Here is a 16,950-nt window from a genome sequence, read left to right on the forward strand (position 1 = left end):
GAGCAAATGTAGGAAAATTACTGCAGCACTACTTTGTGGACTTCCATGCGATCTTCCATTTGGAGCTGAAGCCAGTATACGCCTGCCGGGAAAGCCTGCAACCTGAGCGTGCTCTTTTCTGGGAGGAGTGTTTCCTGCAGCAATTGCCCCTGCGCGTTGTAGAGCCTGCCCCTGACAGTGTTTGAGCCTGCCGGCAGCCATACGTGGAGCAGCCCGGTAGTGGGGTTGGGGAAAATACGCGCATCACCGGTGGCGTTCTCTGAGCGTGCGGCTGTGGCAGCACCTTCCTTAAAAAAAGAAAACACAGGGCTGTATGTGGCCCCGCAGCGATTCAGGGCGACCACCCGCCAGAAATAAGGGCCGGCATCTAGCTCCGAGGGCAACGAAAAATAAGATTGAGCCACGGTTTTGCTAAAGGTCAGGGACTGGAATGCGGTATCCTGGCTAATTTCCAAACGGAAGCTATCCGCCCCCACCGAAGGAGACCAGGAGAAGGACTGTTCCCCCTGGAATACAGGCGATGCATTATCAGGGTTAAACAAAATCGGCGGATTGGGCCGGGCTCCAATTTGAAGCTCTAATTCACAGAAGTGTATGGTGTTCCCATCACTCCCATAAATAAGGATGTCGTTTTCGGAAACGGAATACATGCTATCCAGCGTAAGGGAGGCAAAAGTCCCGGGCAGCGCCACTTCGGGTTGGAATGTGGCGGAAACCCCATCGGGCAGACCAGCTATGCCTAATTCCACCGGCTGTATAAATCCTGTGCCGACAAAAATTTCAAACGTCTGTATCTGGTTGGTGCATGCTTCCAGGATATCGCTTTCAAGAAAAACCTCGGCTGCGGTCGGGTAGGTTGTGCATATTTCTATTTCCCAGTTTTTGAGTTGCCCGCCATCCTGGCTGAAGTTATCAAAAAGGATAAGTTGCCATTCACCCGCAGCGACTTCGCCAATGAGGCTGGATAAAGGCGACCCGGGCCGGAATGCCCCTGAGATAGCAGGTTCATTACCACAGGTGCCTTCAAGGTCAAAAGGACTGGCATCCGCATCATCGGAAAAGTGGAGGAAAAGATCGTCTCCGGGACAGCCAAATGGGATCAGCGGGAAGCCAGGGCGGTCAAAAAGCTGTACGGCCGTACCTCCCGGAGAGCGCAGCATACCCGATAAATCTCCAACATAGGTGTGGTCGATTTCAATATTGCGCAGGGAGACGGAACCGATTGTGCCTTCGATGTTCAGGTTTAATGCGGAGGAAATGGTATTCGGGCTGCTACTGGATATGACGAGGGGGATTTCAGTCGCCTGTACCGTTTCGCACCGAATGGCAGAAGTGCTGAACCGGATACCTTCTGACCAGTCTCCAGGCCCGCAGAAGTTACGGGCGCGCACCCGGTAGTGGTAGTTCGAATAGGCATCCAGCGTTGCACCCTGATAGGTGGTACTTCCCAGGTTCGATAAGGAAGCCACGAGATTATTGAAGCCATTGTCAGTGGAGACTTGCAAATCATAGCCGGTGGCATTTGCGGTGGGCAGCCAGGAGAATTCCGGAGCAAGTGATACCCCTACAGCTTCCGGGGCAGGGTAGGAAGTGGCCACAGCCTGAGGGGCATCAGCTACCAGAAAGATAGAAGTTGATTCTGTGACGGTGCTGTATTCATCAGTAGCAGTAACGGAGAAGCTGAGCGTGCCGGTTGTCAGCCCGGCTCCGTAGGCATTGAGGGTGAGCGTAACGGTGCTCCCACCATAAGCAGTAGCCGGGCTGAGGCTGTAATCGACACCAGGGGGCAATCCATTAACTTCCAGGCCGACTATTCCGGTAAAAGCTTCTGCAATTTCTATTTCAAAGTCAGCTGTCCCCGGGATACACATGGCCGTGACCGATGGCTGAATGAAAATGGAGGCGTTGCAACTGGACAAAAGCCGTCCTTCAAGAAAGAATAAATTTTCACCATTGGGTGCCAGCCAGTCCTTCAGGCGGGAGGTAGAGGTGCCGCCTCCTTCCCAGCTTGACCGGATCCAGCCGAAGGCATCGTATTCGTCATTACTGCAGCTCGCACCGCCGCCGTGGAGCTGTCCGACAATCCGCCCCTGCTTATTAAACAGTGGAGCGCCGGAGGAACCCACTTCAGTACTGCCCACACTCCAGTCCGGCACAATCAGGTGATTACCGTTAGGGACTTCCTGATTACCATTGCCCCAAATACCCGGATAAGTATCGTTGAAGGCGAAGCTGATGCGTTTTTCAGCTCCGTCGGGGTGGTGTACACAAATCACGGTGTCTTGCGGTGGGGTGGCTTCCCGGGACCAGCCGGCAAAGTAGGCCTGCGAAGAGGAAGGGATAGGGTCGTCAAGTTCCAGAAGCACAAAGTCGGAAGGCTGGTAACCTGCGCGGTAGGTAGCTCCTGTATTGAAGTTGTTGAGGCTGCCATTGCCCGGGTTGCTGCTGGCTACGGTACCCGGCTGCCGGCAGTATGAATTTTGATAATTCCAGTAAACGACCACTGAGGGGGCGTTGGAAGGTGTTACATCACAGTGAAAAGCGGAAAGGAAGTACGGGCGGCAGTCATTGTCGGTATTGTTGATTAGTGCTCCTGTGCAGAAGGTTTCGCCCCCCATACCATAGACCGCTACCGATTGGATCACGTCCCGGTAAAGGTCTACTATGCCCCAGCCATTAGCCTCGCCACAGAGTACGTCAAGGTGGCAGGCGCCGGTTGTAACGCCAAAGAAGTTAAGGAAGTCGTGGTTGATACTGGTGAGGCGAAGCCGGAGGTTGGGGCGCTCGTGGGCTGGAATGACCACCTCGAGTACCAGGTCGTCACCGCCCAGCACAGGTGTCCAGAGTTGCTGATGCCCTTCGTTGTCGGAAGGAGTAAAGGGCCCAAGAATTTCCGTTTGTAGCGGATCATAGAGCAGGAGACGACCTCCGGCAGGCATATAATATTCGGTAAAGCCTAAATTGATGGAGTGAGCATTGGGCGACTGAATTCGAAGCCGCCAGAGCATATCGCCATTAGGCAGATCTTCCCATAATCCAGTCTCTGTGGGTCGGATATCCACTTCCCGGCGTTGGGCGAACCTGGGGGGGCGTTCCGGGCCGCGGTTGTCCAGCTCTTCCTGAAGGAGTGCTTCATTGTCCAGCGCAGTTAGGGCAATTACAGGCACTTCTGACAAGGGCGATGCACCCGGTACAGGTACCGCTTTTTGTCCAAAGAGCTCCAGGCTGACCGCAAGGAGCAGCAAAATAAGCAGACGATTGTGCATGCTGTGTCTCTATGATTTTCCCATTGTATGCCTGATATACACCAATGTACTACAATTCCTCATTGCAGGCAATTGATACTGTGCATTTGGCTCGATCCCGACATTCCGTATTTACTGGCCGGCCAGGAAGAGTGCATTGCAAAACAACAATTTACCCTCTTCCCAGAAGCCCCGGAATAAAGGATTGTCAATCAGGTAAATGACTGAACCTTGTCCTTTGTTTTCGATGCCAAATACCAAAGTGCCCCCCTGCCTGCTAATGGCCTGGCTGCCGGCAAAGCCAATTGGGGTTACCGGATCTTCCAGATAGCCCACATTCCAGCCCTCACTCAGCAATTGGTAGGCTGCTCCGGATGTCTTTAGGCTGTGGTAAGTTTTGCCCAGTCCGAAGCCCAATGGATGCGTGCTATCTACGTTTGCCGGGAAAATCGCGCCAGGTATATAGTTGGAAATCGCCCGGCGGCTGCTGCCCCCATAGGTCTCAGGAGCAGGCTTTTCTTCTGATTCGGTCTTGACCTCTTTTGAGGAAAGGTTGAAGCCTGATTGGCCGGCAAGGCTTCGGTTGGCTTGCCCCAGAGCAATCAACCGGCCGCCCTGACGCATCCAGCGCTGCAGGGCCTGATTGCTGGCTTCGTCAATACTGTAACGCCCTTCTGCCAATACGATGACGTTGTACTCGTCCAAATCAGTGGAAGACAATTGGTCGGCTTCCAGTAGGAACAGCGGGTACTCCAACACCTGCTCAAAGAAGTGCCAAACTTCCCCGTAGTTGCCCGCATCTACGGAGCTGCCGGAGAATAAGGCCACTTTTGGTGCTTTGAGGAAGTTGAGGTTGTCAGAGCCAAGGTCAAAGCCTTCATCCGAAAACCCGGTTTTCAGGGTCTTCAGCTGTTGTCCGTGTGCTTCAGCAATCTGCCGGACTTTCTCGTCAAACCCGCTCAGCTTGCGGTTGTCGGCCCGGGTAATGACCAAAGTGCCGCCCTCATAATCTTCACCCTGAATGCCAAAGGAAGCCATCGCAGACCGGACTTTGATGCCTGCCCGCTGCAAAGCCGCCAGGAAGCGGGCATCAGCCACAGCAGTCCACGGGGCTACGTAAGCGTAAGGCTTGTCGGCAGTAACCGGCGTCACTGCCGGGAGGGCATAGCCGGGGTCTGCATTAATTTTTTCGGCGCTGGCAAAAGCCTTCAGGCCGTAGGCATAAGGCAAAGCCCAGGCGGTAATATCGTAGGTTAGGGAGTCTTCCAGCTTTGGGACGGGTTCAAACAGGACTTGTGCTAACACGGACTGAGGCTGATAGGCGCTCACAATCAGGTCTCCCTTTTGGATAGCCACGCTTGCTTTTCCTCCTTTTTGGTAGTCAAAGGCAGAAAGCTTCCGGCTGTCTGTGGCTGTGCCGTATTGGATGTTGTTGCGGTCCAGCAGTTGGGTAAGAGCCTTGAGCTTGCCCACCGGGTTGTCCTTGCTGATTACATAGGACCGGTATTCGCCCATCGGGTCGCGCATCGCTTTATCGAAGTAGGCTTCAAATTTTTTCAGCATTTCTGGTCTGGACCGGTGAGCGACTTCAATAGTGGAAAGGGCGGTCTTGGTATGATGGGCAATACGGTCTTTCAGGGTCAGGGTGTCGCCGTTTTCCATCAGTACGCCCCTGCCGGAAATGCCATGCCCGGCCTGCTCATAGGTCATACCTACAGAGCCATTGAAAGTAGGATAGGTGTCACCGTAGCTGGGATAGAGCAGGTCAAACACCTCCCTTGTAAAGTACAACCAGCCCTGCTGATCAAAGTGGCGGGCATGGTTCTGCCCAATTTCGTACTGGAAATCCGATTGCCAGTCGGTAATGAATTCATGATAAGGCGCTGCAGCCGGTGCAAAGTAATAGGGATTATCCGGATACTGCTCGTGGTAATCAACGTGGACATGCGGCATCCATTGCTGATAAGCCTCCATCCGATGCTGGCTTTCGGTTTGCGTTTGCCAGGCCCAGTCCCGGTTGAGGTCAAAGTGGTAGTGGTTGACCCTTCCGCCCGGCCATGGCTCCTGATGCTCAAGGGTAGCCCGTTCAGGCGTGTTTATCGCAGGAGCTACCCGCCGGTACCAGTCTGTATAGCGGGCGTAGCCATCGGGGTTAAGAGCGGGGTCCAGTAAGACCACGGTTTCCTTTAACCACTCACTGGCCTGGGGGTTATCTTCCCGGGCCAGCTCGTACAGTACGCTCATGCTGCTTTCGGTGGCTCCGGCCTCGTTGCCATGCACGCCGAAGCTAAGCCAAACAATGGCCTTATCGAGTTCCGGGGAAGTTTCCCCTTCGATCTGCCGGGCGCGGCGGAGGTTGTTTTTTCGGATGTCTTCAAGACGGTCCAGGTTGCCAGGGTCGGAAATGGTGAGCAACAGCAACGGGCGCCCCTCGTAGGAAGTACCGTATTGCTGAATTTGAACCCTCGGGCTTTGGGCCGCCACGTGCTCCATATAGTCTGCTACCGTATGGTGCGGGGTAAATTGCTCACCGTGCTGATGAGGCAGAAACTCCGAAGGAGAAAGTAATTGGGCGTCTAGCAGAAAGGGCAGCCATAAAGCCGCGCAAATTAGCAGGAATCGGGAACTCATGCAGGATTGGATTTTCAACATTAGCCCGCAAAACTACTGATTTTTTGCTTTTCCTGCCGTTAATATACCGCTTCTGCAATCTGCTGTATGGTTTTCGAGTCGCCCATAGTGTAATAATGCAGGCAGGGCGCACCGGCAGCTTTGAGTTCTTTAGACTGCTGAATGCACCACTCTATGCCTACCTGACGGCGGGCTTCGGCATCTTTGGCATCCCGTATGCCCCTTACGAGGTCGTCGGGCAGGTCGATGTGGAAAATGCGGGGCAGGGCGTTGAGCTGATACTTCTTGGTCATCGGCTTCAGCCCCGGTACGATAGGGACGTTGATGCCGTTGGCGCGGCATTTATCGACGTAGTCAAAGTATTTCTGATTATCGAAAAACATCTGCGTGACGATGTAGTCGGCACCGGCATCAATCTTAGCTTTGGTAAACTCCATGTCCGCGTCCATATTGGGCGCTTCGAAGTGCTTTTCCGGATAGCCGGCAATGCCGATGCAAAAGTCGGACTTTGCGCCTTTTTCAATATTGGAGTCGAGGTACTTGCCCTCGTTCATCTCCGCAATTTGCTTAACCAGGTCAATGGCATAAGCGTGGCCGTGCTCCTCGGCAACGAATTTCCCATCAAATTTTCGGGCATCGCCGCGCAGGGCGAGGACGTTGTTGATGTTAAGGAAGTTGAGATCGATCAGGGCGTTCTCTGTATCTTCTTTAGTGAAACCTCCGCAGATCAGGTGAGGCACAGCATCTACACCATAGCGGTGCATGATCGCTGCACAGATGCCCACCGTGCCCGGGCGCTTCCGGATGGCTGTCTTCTCGTAATAACCGCTGGAACGCATCTTGTAAATGAACTCCTCCCGGTGGTACGTGACGTCAATGAATGGAGGCTTGAATTCCATGAGGGGGTCAAGGGTATCAAAAATGGCTTGCATACTGCCACCCTTGAGCGGGGGGAGCACCTCAAAGGAAATCAGGGTTTGCCCGTTGGCTTTCTCGAAGTATTCTGTGACTTTCATGCTTGGTTTTCAGTAAAAACACGGCAAAGCTAAGCACTGCGTCTGTAAAATGCCACATATATCTGTCATAAGCTCAAAACTTGCACCGCTTTGACAAGAGGTAGGAGTATTGCGCTTGCTACGCCCTTTGTTTAATCGAAAGGATCGCGCTGTTGGTCGGATAAAAAAGGACTTTGGCCGTGGATTCTTGGAAACGACTCCATTTTAAAATACTTTTGACTGAACGGTTGGTCAATAATAGTTCAACCCTTGGATTAGTGAAAAAGTGTAATCTGAATTTATGTCGCCACGCAGCAAAAAACAGTTTGAAGCCATGCGGCACGAGAGCATGGAGAAAATCGCAAATGCAGCATTACAGCTCTTTGGGAAGCAAGGTTTCCACAGCACCTCCATCGCGCAGATTGCCCGGGCGGCAGGGGTTTCAAAAGGCCTGCTATACAACTACTTTGAAAGCAAGGAAGCGTTGCTGCATTTCATCATCCTGCACGCAGTGGAGGTTGGGGAGGCCCTGCTGGAACAGGCACTGGCTCAAAACGACAGCCCGCAGCAACAACTCCGGGCTTTCACGGAAGGTACGCTGGCGCTGCTGCAAAAGGACCCGGTATTCTGGCGGTTGCTGACTGCACTGGCTTTCCAGCAAGACATCCTGGAGGGGATTATGCCGCAACTCATGGAAAAACAAGGCACGGCCATGGCTAAAGTCATTGCCGTATTTGCCCAATTAGGCGTACCTAACCCTCAGGAAGAAGCCATGTACTACAGTGCAGTCATGGACGGGATCGCCCTTCAGTTTGTGCAAATGCCGGAGGGCTATCCACTCGAACAAATGAAAGAAATGGTGCTCAAACGGTACCTCAAACCATAAATGACGGAGAAAAATAAAAACACAACCATATGAAACGCATACTGCTGCTGCTATTCCTGCTGCCATTCATTAACGGCACACTGATCGCAGATAAGGGCTTCCCGAAAAATAAAATACACAACTGGTCTTACCCCACTGCTAATGACCCTACCGCAAAGGAAATCATCCAAAAAGCAGACGAAAAGATGCGGGGCGAGTCCAATATCGCAACCATCAAAATGACCATCATCCGGCCCACCTGGGAACGGGAAATGACGCTCAAGAGTTGGGCCAAGGGCACGGAATATTCTCTGACTTTGGTGACCGCCCCCGCCCGCGACAAAGGCACCGCCTTCCTCAAGCGCGAAAAGGAAATCTGGAACTGGCAACCGACCATCGACCGGACGATTAAGATGCCGCCTTCCATGATGATGCAGTCCTGGATGGGCTCCGATTTTACCAACGATGACCTGGTCAGGGAGTCCAGCATCGTCACCGACTACGAACACGAATTACTAGGCACAGAAACCCTGGAAGACCGGAACTGCTATAAGATCAAAATGACCCCAAAGCCGGATGCACCGGTCGTTTGGGGCGAGATTATCATCTGGATCAGCAAAGACGAGTACTTGCAGTTAAAAAGCGAATTTTACGATGAGGATGGCTACCTCGTGCAGACTATCTACGGTAAGCAGGTGAGGGAGATGGACGGCCGGGTCATCCCTTCTGTACTGGAAGTGGTGCCTGCCGATGAAGAAGGGCACAAAACCCGCCTGGAGTACCTCAGCCTCGATTTCAACGAACCCATTCAGCCTTCATTTTTCTCCATACAGAACATGAAGCGCGTTAAATAATATCGATTATGCTATTCAAAATGGCCTGGCGCAACATCTGGCGCAACCGCAGGCGTACCTTTATCACGGCAGCGTCCATCCTGTTCGCGGTGCTGTTCGCTTCTTTTATGGATTCCCTGCAGCGGGGCGCCTGGGACAATATGATCAACAACGTTGTCAACTACTACTTCGGCTACGTGCAGGTCCATCAGGATGGATATTGGGAAGAACAATCGATTGATAAGGCTTTCCCTCTGGCAGATTCTCTGGCGCAGGTTGGTGCGGTGGAAGGCGTGGAAGCGGTACTGCCCCGCCTGGAATCCTTTGCTCTGGCTGCAGCCGGGGAAACGACCTCTGGTGTCCTGGTGGCAGGCATTCTGCCCAATGTGGAAAACAAGATGACCGATTTGGAAAACCGCCTGGTAGAGGGGGAATACCTTACAGAAAGCGATGAGGCCGTACTGGTAGCCAGCGGGGTAGCGGACAAATTAGGGCTGGCGCTTGGCGACACCCTGGTCCTGATCAGTCAGGGCTACCGCGGGGTGAATGCTGCCGGGAAGTACCCGATCAAAGGCATCGCGAAATTCGGCTCCCCTGACCTTAACAAGCAAATGGTTTACCTGCCATTGCCCGCAGCCCAGTACTTCTACGGCGCGCCCGGTCTGGCTACTTCTCTGGCTCTGAAACTGGGCGGCCAGGATGATATTAAACCCGTAGTAGCTGCTCTGCGTACACAGTTGGACACGAGCGCCTACGAAGTGATGGACTGGGAAGAACTGCTGCCAGACCTGGTGCAGGCCCGCGAGCTCGATACTGCCGGCAACGTCATCGTCTACTTCATCCTCTATATGATCATCGCTTTCGGCATCTTCGGCACGATTCTGATGATGAGCAAGGAGCGGGAATATGAGTTTGGCGTGCTGATTTCCATCGGGCTTCAGCGCTGGCAACTGGCGCTCTCGGTGTGGGTGGAAGTCATCCTGCTTGGTGTACTTGGCGCTTTATCTGGCATTCTGCTGAGCATGCCTATTGTGTATTACTTCAAGGTCAACCCCATCCGTTTTGGTGGGGAAATGGCGAGCTCACTGGAGAAGTTTGGCTTTGAGCCCATTTTTCCGGCCACCTTTGATATGCAGATTTTTATGACTCAGGCGCTGTACGTCTTTATCCTTACGGCCGTGCTGGCGCTGTACCCCATTTTCAAAATCCGCAAGCTGCAGCCGGTGCAGGCCATGCGGGGTTAATCAAAAAACAACAAACGTATGATACCAATAATGGCATGGCGGAACGTCTGGCGGAGCCCCACAAGGAGCTGGGTCGTCATTTCCGCAATTGCATTGGGCATCTGGGCGGCGCTTTCACTCACCGGCTTTGCCACCGGTATGATGAAAAGCTACGTCAACAGCGCCATAGAAAACAGCGTGGGGCACCTGCAAATCCACGCACCAGGCTTCACCGAAGAGTACGACCTGCAAAAGCAACTGCCTCCCGCATCTGAACTGAGCACCCAACTGGAAGCCCTGCCTCAGCTGCAGGCCTACAGTATGCGCACGGTGGTTAGCGGTATGGCCTCTTCCAGTCAGGGGGCACGGGGCGTGATGGTGAAAGGCGTGGAGCCGGAGCAGGAAGCAGCGGTAAGTGCCATAGAAGAGAAACTGGTGGAGGGCGAGTTCTTTCCGGAAATGCGCGGCAATGCCGTGTTAATCGGGCAGGAGCTGGCTGAAAAGCTTAACCTCAAGCTGCGTTCCAAAATGGTACTGACCTTTCAGGGGCTAGACCGGGAGATTACGGCTGCAGCATTCCGCGTAGTGGGTATTTTTGATACCGGCAATACGCCCTTTGATGGCGGCACTGTCTTTGTGGAGCGCGAGGACCTGAATCGCCTGATCATTGCACAGGCGGATACCACTACCGTACAGTCTGACCTGGTCTACGAAGCCGCTCTGCTGCTGAATGATGTCGATCAGGTGGATACAGTGGCCGCATTACTGGAAACGGCCCTGCCCGGGCAGGAGGTCAAAACCTACCGGGAAGTTTCCCCCGACCTGGAATTATACGAATCGCAAATCCAGAATGTCTCTATGATATACCTGGTGGTCATTCTGCTGGCACTGGTCTTCGGCATTATCAACACTATGCTGATGGCGGTACTGGAGCGCATTAAGGAACTCGGCATGCTTATGGCCATTGGCATGAACAAGCTGCGGGTATTTTCCATGATCGTGCTTGAAACCATATTATTAGGTATAGTAGCAACTCCGATCGGGCTCCTGCTGGGATATCTGACCATCAATTATGTAAGGGAAAACGGCATCAATATGTCGGCTTACAGCGAGGGCATGGCGAGCTACGGCTTGTCCCAAGTCATCTACTTCGACGTAGAGCCCGGCGTATATACCCAAATGGCCGTTGGCGTTTTCCTAACGGCGATACTGGCAGCCATCTATCCGGCGCTGAAGGCCATCCGCCTCAAGCCTGTTGATGCCTTGCATAGCTTTTAACAAAAAAAACAATAAAAAACATGGCTGTCATCACCACCAAAGGCGTTGAAAAAGTCTACAACCCTGATAAAATACCGGTTAAAGCCCTCAAAGGCGTCGACCTTGAAATCGAAGCCGGCGAATTCACGGCTATTGTCGGGCCTTCGGGATCCGGCAAAACCACTTTGCTGAACATCATCGGCGGGCTGGACCGCCCCACTGCCGGATACGTGGAGGTAGGAGGAGAGGATATCTCCCAAATGTCGGACAATGCCCTGATCGACTTCCGTAAGGAGCATATTGGCTTCGTCTTTCAGGCTTACAACCTCATCCCGGTGCTGACCGCCCGGGAGAATGTGGAGTTTGTGATGCTGCTGCAAAACCGCTCCAAAGCAGAGCGCCACGCCCGCGCCGATGAGCTCCTGAAAGCGGTAGGGCTGGAGGACAAAGTGCACAAACGCCCAGCCGAGCTCTCCGGCGGGCAGCAGCAGCGGGTGGCTGTGGCCCGTGCATTAGCGCCCAAGCCCACCTTTATCCTCGCTGATGAGCCCACAGCAAACCTCGATTCTGAGTCAACGGCCAACCTGCTGGATATCATGGCGCGCCTGAATCAGGAAGAAGGCGTCACCTTTGTCTTCTCTACCCACGATCAGCGTGTCATCGATCGGGCGCGGCGGGTGGTCACACTGGTGGATGGAAAGGTGGATGAAGATTTGCGCCGGTAACCGAAAACTGCTTATACCATGAAACGTATACTGCTACTGATGGTGCTTGGCATGAGCCTGGCCCAACTGCAGGCACAGGACGAGCCCCGCAACTGGACCGTCAACGGCTACCTGAAAAATATGCAGACCCTGCTGTTTTTCAATGACGCCTATCTGGATTTGTCGCAGGGCAAGCTGGTAGATACTTTCTTTCAGGACAACCTCATCCACAACCGCCTCAACTTCCGTTGGTACCCGGATGATAACTGGACGGTGCGGGCTGACCTGCGGACCCGGGTTTTTTACGGCAGTTTTGTGCAGGCCAGTCCCGGCTACGGCGATCAGGTAGACGATGTTAACAATGACTACTTCGACCTGTCCCACGTCATCCTCAACGAGCGGGCCTGGGTGATGCATACCATGCTGGACCGCTTGTACCTGGAGTACGTCAACGACAAGCTGGAAGTACGGTTGGGGCGGCAGCGCATCAACTGGGGCATCAGTACGGTTTGGAACCCCAACGATATTTTTAATGCCTTTGCCTTTACCGACTTCGACTATGAAGAGCGGCCCGGCAGCGATGCTCTTCGGGTGAAGTACTATACCGGCTTCGCATCGAGTGTGGAGTTGGCCGTTGGCATGTTTGATGATATTGATGAAGCGACGATGGCCGGGCTTTGGCGGTTTAACAAATGGTCTTACGATTTCCAGGTGCTGGCAGGTTACACCCGGGGCGATTGGGCATTGGGCGGTGGCTGGGCCGGCAATCTGGGTAATGCAGGTCTGAAGGGGGAATTTACCTACTTTTTGCCAGTGGAGGATTCGGATGAAGATCCGGCTTTTGCCGCTACGCTGGGGCTGGATTACTCCTTTTCCAACTCTTTGTATGCCAGCCTGGGCTACCTGTACAATAGTGAAGGCGGCATCCGCAACAGCATCACCGGGCTCTTCGCCTTTGAGCTTTCTGCCCGAAATTTGTACCCCTACCGGCATGCTCTTTTTGCGCAAGCCACCTACCCGGTAACCCCCCTGTTTAATGCCGGTGCTGCGGTCATCTACAGCCCGGTGCAAGCTCATGCTCTTTTCATCAATCCCACCCTGACGTATTCCATACGAGCCAATTGGGATATCGACTTAATCGGGCAGCTGGCTTTCGATCAGGAGGCAGAAGGGTACAGGAGCCCGCTTCAGGCTGTGTTTTTTCGCTTGAAATGGAGTTTCTAAACGCTCCGCAGCAGCGCGTTCTCAGGCACGCACAGGGCCATTCTCATAATAAAGCGTTAAGTGGGCTTAAAAAGGCGGTGTAAGGCATTCCTGCATTAGAAAAAACGGCAAAATTTGCGTATTTTTGCAAGATGAGCACAGAAAACATGAGTGAACAAAAAAAGCCCCAAAACGGGGAGTACGGTGCCTCGAATATCACGGCACTGGAAGGATTGGAGGCGGTGCGCAAACGCCCGGGTATGTACATCGGAAGTACCGACACCAAAGGGCTTCATCACCTGGTCTGGGAGGTTATTGACAACTCCATCGATGAGCACCTGGCTGGCTACTGCAATCGCATTGAAACGATCATACACAAAGACAATTCCATCACGGTAAAGGACGATGGCCGGGGTATTCCGGTAGACATGCACACCAAGCTGAAGAAATCAGCACTGGAGGTGGTCATGACGGTCCTGCACGCTGGTGGTAAATTTGATAAGGATACTTATAAAGTTTCCGGTGGTTTGCACGGGGTGGGGGTATCTTGTGTGAATGCCTTATCCATGGACCTTCGCGCGGAAGTTCACCGTGACGGGAAAGTCTATGAGCAGCATTACAAAAAAGGGAAGCCGCAGGGCGATGTAGCTGAGATCGGTACCACAGACCGAAATGGAACGTTTATCACTTTCAAGCCTGACCCGGAGATTTTCAGTATGCTGGAGTACAGCTACGATATACTGGCCAACCGGATGCGGGAGCTTTCCTACCTCAATAGTGGTCTCACGCTTACCCTTATGGATGAGCGCGTGACCAACGAGAAAGGTGCACACCCTGTTGAGACTTTCTATTCGGAAGGCGGTCTGAAAGAGTTTGTCAAAAGCCTGGACAAATCCCGTACGGCGCTCATTGATGCGCCTATCCATGTGATTGGCAAGGAGGAGAACGTTGAGGTGGAAGTCGCACTGCACTACAACACGTCTTTCACGGAGACTATTTATTCCTATGTCAATAATATCAATACCCGGGAGGGTGGTACCCACGTCAATGGTTTCCGCCGTGCCGTCAACCGTCTGTTCAAGCAGTACGGTGAAGATAACGGGATGTTTAAAAAGCTGAAGTTTGCCATTTCCGGGGAAGACTTCCGGGAAGGGCTAACTGCTGTCGTATCGGTGAAAGTGCCGGAGCCACAGTTTAAAGGGCAGACCAAAGGTGAGCTGGGCAACTCTGAGGTGACCGGCATCGTTTCCCGCTGTGTGGGCGAGGTGCTGGGCCATTACCTGGAAGAGCACCCGCAGGCGGCCAGGAAGATCGTTGATAAGGTCATTTTGGCAGCCACTGCCCGCCACGCGGCCCGCAAAGCCCGCGAAATGGTGCAGCGCAAGAACGTGCTAACGGGTAGCGGCCTGCCGGGCAAGCTGGCGGACTGTTCTTCCCGGAACCCGGATGAGTCCGAGCTCTTCCTGGTAGAGGGTGACTCGGCAGGTGGAACAGCCAAGCAGGGCCGTGACCGCCGGTTCCAGGCTATCCTGCCACTACGGGGTAAAATCCTCAATGTGGAGAAAGCCATGGAGCACAAGATTTACGAGAACGAGGAAATCAAGAATATGTTTACGGCTCTTGGCGTCTCTATTGAGGAAGCCGAAGATGGAGAGCGTAAACTTAATATGGAAAAGCTGCGCTACCACAAGATCATCATCATGTGTGATGCTGATGTGGATGGTAGTCACATCGTAACCTTGATTCTAACCTTCTTCTTCCGCTATATGCGTCCATTGGTGGAAAATGGCAACATCTATATCGCCACGCCACCGCTCTACCTGGTGAAGAAAGGCAAGCAGTTCCGCTATTGCTGGACAGAGGATGAGCGCAAGGAAGCCGTTGCGACATACGGAAAAGGAGAGAATGACAGTGGCGTAAAAGTACAGCGCTATAAGGGGCTTGGTGAAATGAATGCGGAGCAGCTCTGGGAAACCACGATGGACCCGGATACCCGTATCCTGCAGCAAGTCTCTATTGACGATGCACAGGTCGCCAACGATATCTTTTCTATGCTGATGGGGGATGAGGTGCCGCCTCGCCGCGCCTTCATCGAAGCAAATGCGAAATACGCTAACGTAGACGTGTAAGCTTGGTGCAGGTATTTGGACCTGGCGTTGAGGTGGAAAAGATTCCGGCGCACGGTGCGCGCCTTCATCGAAGCAAATGCGAAATACGCTAACGTAGACGTGTAAGCTTGGTGCAGGTATTTGGACCTGGCGTTGAGGTGGAAAAGATTCCGGCGCACGGTGCGCGCCTTCATCGAGGCGAATGCGAAGTATGCTAACGTAGACGTGTAAGCTATCTCTTTTACAAAAGCGTACAATAATAACTGCCGGTTCCGAGACTTTGTGTCTTGGAGCTGGCAGTTATTTTTCAGGAGTGGGGGACTTGCTTTTGGAATTGATCCCGGAAGAAGACTTGAGGCCGCCATTCCACACAGTACCTTTTCAAATTTTGGCCAATTGAAAGGAAGGCTTCAGGGTACTATCAGCAGGAATGTATTGAAAGCGGTTAAAAGATAAAGTAGGTAGTACGCAAGGAGATATTATGTGACAAGGTCCATCGGTTGGGGTTTTGACTATGATTGGCAGTCAAATTCGCTAGCAAGGTCATGGTCCAATTATAATTCAGGAAATAATTTATAGACAAGGTAGAGCGGAGCCTGGAGCTGTTGAATTGAGTGCTGGTACCTGGGTTGGGCCCAACGCTGGAGGAAAGCCACTCATTGATGAGGAGTTGATTAGTCAAAATCAATTGGGAGCGGGAGTTGGGCAGCCACACCCGTCGGTAAAATAAAGAAAAATAAGCTTGCCACCATTCTCTGTCGATATCAAAATCGTTATCGATCACCTGTGTCCCCTCAAATATATGCAGAATATCCAGCCTCCCCCCGAAGCCGTAGCTGCCATTGTTTTGTGGAACAATCCGATGCCGTTCATATTCCAGAAATGCACCGCCCGAAAGATCCACCCTTCTGATGTTGTTGAGTTCATCATCTCTTAGTAGTTGTCCCATTGCGGCGCCCTGAATACCGTAGGTGAACTGTGAGCCATGTCTCAACGTGGCCCGGTTGGCAAATGCCCAGTTATCATTGAGAATGGCAAAAAGGTCGAAGCTTTCCTCTTCAACCATGCCCGATTCCAGGAGGGTTTGATTAAGTTGCTTAAGCTCATAAATTCGGCGGCGGCGGAAATCAAAAACCCGGTTGCCAATAATATCAGTAATTGTTCGGGCTAGTAGGTCAATATTTTCACTGGCATAGGTGTTGACGACCCCTGCGGCTTTTAAATCCTGCATGATCCATGTAGCTAGGAGTGCGTCCTCTGCAAATTCAATCCTGCCCATGCCTCTGAACAGGGAAGGCGTAAATGATAGTCTCGACGTAGCGAAATCATCGGGTGTATTATTGCCCTGTTGCGTAGCATCGAGCCCTCCACTCCATCCCCAAAATTTATTGCTACCAGGTTTATAGAAAAGTCGGCTCATGGATAAATCGACTTCCAAACTGTAAGCGGTTTCTGTTGCAGGGAGCTGAACGGACGAGGAATTGTTTCTGGAATCTACATTAAGGCTAAGCGTTGACCGGATCGAATTGGTCGCTATGACCGTATCCGTAAGGCGGTTGAGAAATCCATTCCCCCATGAAAGGATACCAAAACCGTTATTTGGCCTTCTGGTTCTGTCATAAAAGCCACCTATTGAAGCACGGCTATCAAGTGAAAGCCCGGGCCGCCGTTCATAACGAGCTTTGTACTGGCTAAGATCATAAAGGTCATTCTGAGCCAATAGGGCCGACGTACAGGCTAGAAGAGCAAGGCAAACGAGATACCTGAAAAACATGAGCACGTAATTTGGGGTTGTTTAAATACAGATTTTAGAGATATTTGGCTTTCTGAAGAAAAAGCTGCATTATCAGGCGCAAAGTACAAAGCTTTTTGCGTTTTCAAAACCG

Annotated in this window: 11 protein-coding genes; 7 read left to right on the forward strand and 4 right to left on the reverse strand. The window is 52.6% G+C overall.

What is annotated here, in order from left to right:
- Positions 1–17 precede the first annotated feature (17 nt).
- From ACO08I_RS19045 to metF, 3 genes are all read right to left on the reverse strand, one after another.
- Positions 18–3,266, reverse strand: coding sequence for a T9SS type A sorting domain-containing protein (locus ACO08I_RS19045; RefSeq protein WP_421946775.1), 3,249 nt, complete (start codon positions 3,264–3,266; stop codon positions 18–20).
- Between the two features lie 111 nt (positions 3,267–3,377).
- Positions 3,378–5,876 (reverse strand): M14 family zinc carboxypeptidase, encoded by a 2,499-nt coding sequence (locus ACO08I_RS19050; protein WP_421946776.1) that lies wholly within the window; start codon positions 5,874–5,876, stop codon positions 3,378–3,380.
- A 59-nt stretch (positions 5,877–5,935) separates the two neighbouring features.
- Positions 5,936–6,892, reverse strand: coding sequence for a methylenetetrahydrofolate reductase [NAD(P)H] (gene metF / locus ACO08I_RS19055; RefSeq protein WP_044219689.1), 957 nt, complete (start codon positions 6,890–6,892; stop codon positions 5,936–5,938).
- A 280-nt stretch (positions 6,893–7,172) separates the two neighbouring features.
- Here metF and ACO08I_RS19060 point away from each other — a divergent pair, with 280 nt between their 5' ends.
- The 7 genes from ACO08I_RS19060 to gyrB all read left to right on the forward strand — a co-directional run bounded on the left by ACO08I_RS19060 (position 7,173) and on the right by gyrB (position 15,085).
- On the forward strand, positions 7,173–7,757 hold the full coding sequence (locus ACO08I_RS19060) for a TetR/AcrR family transcriptional regulator (protein ID WP_282775509.1): 585 nt from the start codon (positions 7,173–7,175) through the stop codon (positions 7,755–7,757).
- Positions 7,758–7,786: 29 nt separating this feature from the next.
- On the forward strand, positions 7,787–8,590 hold the full coding sequence (locus tag ACO08I_RS19065; protein ID WP_282775510.1) for an outer membrane lipoprotein-sorting protein: 804 nt from the start codon (positions 7,787–7,789) through the stop codon (positions 8,588–8,590).
- Between the two features lie 8 nt (positions 8,591–8,598).
- On the forward strand, positions 8,599–9,813 hold the full coding sequence (locus tag ACO08I_RS19070) for an ABC transporter permease (RefSeq protein ID WP_421946777.1): 1,215 nt from the start codon (positions 8,599–8,601) through the stop codon (positions 9,811–9,813).
- An 18-nt stretch (positions 9,814–9,831) separates the two neighbouring features.
- Positions 9,832–11,070 (forward strand): ABC transporter permease, encoded by a 1,239-nt coding sequence (locus tag ACO08I_RS19075; RefSeq protein ID WP_282775512.1) that lies wholly within the window; start codon positions 9,832–9,834, stop codon positions 11,068–11,070.
- A gap of 20 nt (positions 11,071–11,090) precedes the next feature.
- Positions 11,091–11,774, forward strand: a complete 684-nt coding sequence (locus ACO08I_RS19080; RefSeq protein WP_044219695.1) for an ABC transporter ATP-binding protein — start codon at positions 11,091–11,093, stop codon at positions 11,772–11,774.
- A gap of 18 nt (positions 11,775–11,792) precedes the next feature.
- Entirely contained in the window at positions 11,793–12,977 is a 1,185-nt protein-coding gene (locus ACO08I_RS19085; RefSeq protein ID WP_421946778.1) for a hypothetical protein, read from the forward strand.
- A 146-nt stretch (positions 12,978–13,123) separates the two neighbouring features.
- Positions 13,124–15,085 (forward strand): DNA topoisomerase (ATP-hydrolyzing) subunit B, encoded by a 1,962-nt coding sequence (gyrB, locus tag ACO08I_RS19090; protein WP_282775514.1) that lies wholly within the window; start codon positions 13,124–13,126, stop codon positions 15,083–15,085.
- A 424-nt stretch (positions 15,086–15,509) separates the two neighbouring features.
- Here the strand turns inward: gyrB and ACO08I_RS19095 are convergent, their stop codons facing one another.
- Positions 15,510–16,484, reverse strand: coding sequence for a hypothetical protein (locus tag ACO08I_RS19095; protein ID WP_421946779.1), 975 nt, complete (start codon positions 16,482–16,484; stop codon positions 15,510–15,512).
- Positions 16,485–16,950: the final 466 nt, after the last annotated feature.

The organism is Phaeodactylibacter xiamenensis, from assembly GCF_965229835.1.
In the GTDB taxonomy this organism is placed as follows: Bacteria; Bacteroidota; Bacteroidia; order Chitinophagales; family Saprospiraceae; genus Phaeodactylibacter; species Phaeodactylibacter xiamenensis.

Excerpts from the sequence above, each read along its gene's own strand:
- ACO08I_RS19045 (WP_421946775.1), bottom strand. The coding sequence starts at position 3,266 with ATGCACAATCGTCTGCTTATTTTGCTGCTCCTTGCGGTCAGCCTGGAG.
- ACO08I_RS19050 (WP_421946776.1), bottom strand. The coding sequence starts at position 5,876 with ATGAGTTCCCGATTCCTGCTAATTTGCGCGGCTTTATGGCTGCCCTTT.
- metF (WP_044219689.1), bottom strand. The coding sequence starts at position 6,892 with ATGAAAGTCACAGAATACTTCGAGAAAGCCAACGGGCAAACCCTGATT.
- ACO08I_RS19060 (WP_282775509.1), top strand. The coding sequence starts at position 7,173 with ATGTCGCCACGCAGCAAAAAACAGTTTGAAGCCATGCGGCACGAGAGC.
- ACO08I_RS19065 (WP_282775510.1), top strand. The coding sequence starts at position 7,787 with ATGAAACGCATACTGCTGCTGCTATTCCTGCTGCCATTCATTAACGGC.
- ACO08I_RS19070 (WP_421946777.1), top strand. The coding sequence starts at position 8,599 with ATGCTATTCAAAATGGCCTGGCGCAACATCTGGCGCAACCGCAGGCGT.
- ACO08I_RS19075 (WP_282775512.1), top strand. The coding sequence starts at position 9,832 with ATGATACCAATAATGGCATGGCGGAACGTCTGGCGGAGCCCCACAAGG.
- ACO08I_RS19080 (WP_044219695.1), top strand. The coding sequence starts at position 11,091 with ATGGCTGTCATCACCACCAAAGGCGTTGAAAAAGTCTACAACCCTGAT.
- ACO08I_RS19085 (WP_421946778.1), top strand. The coding sequence starts at position 11,793 with ATGAAACGTATACTGCTACTGATGGTGCTTGGCATGAGCCTGGCCCAA.
- gyrB (WP_282775514.1), top strand. The coding sequence starts at position 13,124 with ATGAGTGAACAAAAAAAGCCCCAAAACGGGGAGTACGGTGCCTCGAAT.
- ACO08I_RS19095 (WP_421946779.1), bottom strand. The coding sequence starts at position 16,484 with ATGAGCCGACTTTTCTATAAACCTGGTAGCAATAAATTTTGGGGATGG.